This window comes from Oleiphilus sp. HI0117 (assembly GCF_001635235.1).
In genome coordinates, this window is sequence record NZ_LWGA01000766.1 from 1 (window position 1) to 4298 (window position 4298).

At 42.6% G+C, this 4298-nt stretch carries 5 protein-coding genes and 1 pseudogene; 5 read left to right on the forward strand and 1 reads right to left on the reverse strand.

Translation table 11 applies throughout. The features are described from left to right. Window positions 1–356, reverse strand: a pseudogene (locus tag A3757_RS12375) (glutathione peroxidase); the annotation flags it as partial. A 210-nt stretch (window positions 357–566) separates the two neighbouring features. Here A3757_RS12375 and A3757_RS12380 point away from each other — a divergent pair. The 5 genes from A3757_RS12380 to A3757_RS12405 all read left to right on the forward strand — a co-directional run bounded on the left by A3757_RS12380 (window position 567) and on the right by A3757_RS12405 (window position 4286). Further along, complete coding sequence (locus A3757_RS12380) at window positions 567–1634, forward strand: endonuclease/exonuclease/phosphatase family protein (RefSeq protein ID WP_082865217.1); 1068 nt, start codon at window positions 567–569, stop codon at window positions 1632–1634. A gap of 168 nt (window positions 1635–1802) precedes the next feature. After that, a complete protein-coding gene (locus A3757_RS12385; protein ID WP_255374952.1) occupies window positions 1803–2132 on the forward strand; it encodes a thiol-disulfide oxidoreductase DCC family protein in 330 nt (109 codons plus the stop codon). A 35-nt stretch (window positions 2133–2167) separates the two neighbouring features. After that, window positions 2168–2347, forward strand: coding sequence for a DUF6435 family protein (locus tag A3757_RS12390; RefSeq protein WP_068510205.1), 180 nt, complete (start codon window positions 2168–2170; stop codon window positions 2345–2347). 14 nt (window positions 2348–2361) lie between these two features. Beyond that, entirely contained in the window at window positions 2362–2979 is a 618-nt protein-coding gene (locus A3757_RS12395; protein WP_197470023.1) for a heme-binding protein, read from the forward strand. A gap of 159 nt (window positions 2980–3138) precedes the next feature. After that, a protein-coding gene (locus tag A3757_RS12405; protein WP_156494921.1) for an IS3 family transposase occupies window positions 3139–4286 on the forward strand; the annotation gives its coding sequence in 2 pieces (ribosomal slippage) (window positions 3139–3409 and window positions 3409–4286; 1149 coding nt in all). The last annotated feature ends 12 nt before the right edge of the window (window positions 4287–4298 follow it).

Sequence of the window (4298 nt, forward strand, 5' to 3'; positions counted from 1 at the left end):
GCTAGCATGGTGAAACTAACGCCGAAGTTTTTGAAGCAGACGCTAGCTGTTTCTGCTTCAGTTGCTAATTCTTGCCTGAAGGAGTTAGAAGGGAAACCGACAATTTCCAAACCCTCATCTTTATATTTTTGATAAAGCGCTTCAAGTTGAGATAGCTGAGGGGTAAATCCGCATCGGCTTGCTGTATTAACGATAAGCAAGGTTTTCCCTTCAAAAGCCTGACAGAAGTCAATAGATTTTGAAGAGTGAAGACGCTTGGATTCATAGTTTAGCAAGGGGTCACAGCTTGCGTAACTTAATGATGTATTCGCCAAGCATAGCAAACCAATGATCGTAATTTTTGCTAGATGCTTCATATAAATATTTCTCCCTTCAATCGAATTAAGGATGCGCTGAAATCGAAGTTATTAAGTATATATATTTAGATACGCGAATTCTTAGTTTCTGGTTCACTTGGGTTTATACCTTGGCGTGTTGACCTTGTATCGAATTAGGACCAACCCTAAAATTTATTCTAAGTTCTTATTGTTTTAAATCATGGCCCTGGCTATTGGAGGTAAGAGCGAGTGCAGCGAAGCACTTTGCTCAGAATTATGGTAAAACAAACACGTCAGTTTAAGGTTTGTACGTTTAACCTTTTTAACTATATTGAACCTCCCAATGCATTTTACGAGTTGGAGAATATTTATACTGACCAACAATGGCGTAAGAAGGAAGCATGGATACTTAGGCTTCTGAAAGTAATTGGCGCAGATATTGTTGGTTTTCAGGAGGTGTTTTCCGTATCGGCTCTGAATAGCTTGTCAAAGTCAGCGGGCTTTGACTATTTTGCAACAGTCGAACAGCCCAACAAGAAGTCTGACTATCTGTTTGATATGCCCGTTGTCGCGATTGCTTCAAAATTCCCCATCCTATCTAGTGAAGCAGTTTCGGTTGATCAATATTTGATTCAGAGTTTGGGGCTCAACTCAGAATTTGTTTTTAGTCGTCAGCCGATCAGGGCCGTTATTGAAATCGATGATTACTCCAAGGTTGCCGTGTATGTGGCGCACTTGAAGTCTAAAAGGTCGAAGTTTGATCGTCACTTTTATGTGGATACAGCCGACAATGAACAAGTTCGTAATTTCCTTTACGACGACCTGCATGGTCGGTGGGCTTCAAGTATGCAGAGAGGAACTGAAGCAGCTCTTCTCTACAATGACTTTTGGAAATCTAGTGCGAAGGAAGATATGCCAACCATTATGCTTGGTGATCTAAATGATACGATCGACTCAACGCCTTTGCAGTTGCTGGTGGCTGGCGGGCATATTGATAGAATTGGATCGAAATATGTTTCATCCCTTTCTGCTGCGGAGAGGCTGAATGTTGAAAAACATACACTTTACGATGCCTTTGAAATTAGTGATAAAACTATCGAAACTCGTCGTAGCCCTACACACTATTTTGCAAATAAGGGCAGTGTTTTAGATTATGTGCTGTTATCAAAGGAATTTGATGCTAACAATCCACGCAGTATTGCGGAAGTCGTTAGTTATGACGTGCACGATGATCATCTGCAAAACCCTAACTATGAGGTAGACGCTGAAGCATCAGACCATGCCCCCGTGTCAGTCACCATCGAAACGGCCTTTTAAAGACTCCTAGACTCTGCTGTCGCCTAAAAAGCAATTCCAAATCAATCCTCACATTACTGCTGACAGTGATCCATATCGAGTTTGTATTCGTAGACCTTACTGATAACTGGTAACGAATTCGAGAAGAGTAAGTTGGAACAGTCAGCAGTAACAATCCGTCGCGACACATTGTACTACGATGGCGAATGCCCTCTATGTACAGCTGAGGTGTGTCGATTGAAGAAACATGCAGGCGACAATCTCACGATTAAGAACGTACATGATTTGGATTCAACAACTGAATCGCCGAGCAAAGATGTTTTGCTGAAGAGGCTGCACTTGAAAACTTCTGACGGAGAGTGGTTAGTAGGCGTTGATGCAAATGTTAGGGCTTGGCATCACACGCCCTACGCTCGTTTTTGGCGGGTACTTAACTGGCCTTTCATTCGTTTGTTTAGCCGCTGGGGATATGAAATATGGCTAGCGTATCGCCAGTATAGAAGTAAAAAGCAACCCTAGAACCAGAGTCCTGAATGTAGAGTAGGTAAAAAAGAATGTTTAAATGGTTTAGCAAAAATCCTTCTAAAAAACTCGTGAAAGCTTATGAAGCGAAGCTCACCGAGGCGATGCATGCACAGCGCAATGGCGACATAAGAGCCTATTCTATGCTCAGCAAAGAAGCCGATGATATTTATCAGAAAATACAAAGTGTTATGGCTAAAGAAAGTGCTTAGGGCAGGTCATCACGATGTCTAATCAATTTTTCTATACCGAAAGGCTCGGATCGATGAAGTTTATCTTGCTAGCTTGTTCTGTATTTGTGAGTTCCTTACTCACAGGGTGTAGCTTGGTTAAATACACGATTGAGCATGCTCCCTATTCGCTTATTCAGTCAGATGGAAATTTTGAGATCCGACATTACGACCAGATGTTATTGGTTTCCACAACGATGAATAGTGAAAAGGGGAGATCGTCAAACGATAGTGCTTTCAAACGACTTTTTGCGTATATCTCCGGCGAAAATAGTAAGGGGCAAGATATCAGCATGACCGCGCCTGTGTTCATGGATCAAGACAAAGCAACTAAAATGTCTTTTGTTCTTCCCGAAGATTTCAGGATTGAGACAGCACCGGCGCCGAGAGACCCAAACGTTTCTTTGGAGCGAGTCAATGATTACACCGTTGCAGCGATTCGCTTCAGTGGTTGGCTGGACGAGGACACAATAGAAAGCAAGAAAAGCGAACTATTGGCTTGGTTGAATGAGCAGGATATCAAAGCCATTGGGCAGCCTATTATTGCCGGTTATGATCCACCTTCGTCAATTCCTTTTTTTAGACGAAATGAAGTTCTAATCCCGATAGAGTAGACCCCATCTTTGTGTTCGTATGCCATGAGTGTGAGAAGGGTGCTATCTAACTGGTCTCTTCTGGACAGTGTGTAGATCCTAATCTATCTTTGATAGTGATCTGCTTTAATCAAACAGGACACTTCAATAAGGAATATAATCCAATTATTGAGGTGTTAAATGACAAAACGAAAGAACAGAAGTTATACAACAGAGTTTAAACAAGAAGCGGTTGCCCTGGTCACCGAGCAAGGCTATAGCGTTCCTAAAGCGGCTGCTTCATTGGGTATTACAGATAAGTTGCTCTACAACTGGAAAGCCAAGTTTGATGCGGAACAATCTGGTACTGGCTTAAATACAGATGAGCGTGCTGAATTGCTTCGGCTCCGAAAGGAAAATAAAGAGCTGAAGATGGAAAAGGAGATTTTAAAAAAGGCCAGCGCCCTCCTGCTGAAGGAAACCAAGTAAGGTTTCAAACCATTCAACAACTTTCCTCAGCATATCCTGTTATCAAACTTTGCAAAGCAATGGGTGTTAGCCGCTCAGCTTATTATGCTTGGCTCAAACGGCCAACTAAATCTATTACGCCAAAGCAGTTACATTTGTATAGCAGAGCTAAAACTATCTTCGAGAAAAGCCGAAGTAGTTTGGGTTATAGAGAACTGCGGAAACGATTGTGCAGAGAGGGCTTTGATATTACTGAATACAGCGCTCAAAAATTAATGGCTAAGCTTGGATTGGTCGTTACGCAACGCATTGCATACAAGGCAACAACTAAGCGTAAACACAGTGATGCTGTTGCAGATAACTTGCTGAACCAGAACTTTAATCCGGTTGGGCCAAATCAAATCTTGGCTGGCGATGTGACTTATCTGAAAACAGGCGAAGGCTGGATGTATCTCGCGATCGTCATGGATTTATTTTCACGCCGAATCGTTGGCTGGCAGATTGATAAGCGTATGACTACTGACTTGGTTAGTCGAGCTATGATCAGGGCATATAATCTGCGCCAGCCTCCTAAAGGCTTGGTGTTTCATAGTGACAGAGGTTCGCAGTATACCAGCAAGCGTTATCGCACACTGCTGAGTAATTATGGCATCAGAGCTAGCATGGGGGATGTAGGTGCTTGCTGGGATAACTCTGTTGTGGAGCGGTTCTTTGGAAGCTTAAAGCATGACTGGGTTTTGAAAGTGCCCCAGCCAACGAGAGAGCATATGAGAAATGATGTGGCTGACTACATGCGTTATTACAACTTAGAGCGGCTCCATACTTCTAACGAAGATATGTCGCCAATCGAGTACGAAAACTCTTTAAGAAAAGTGTCCTGATTTAGTTGCGCA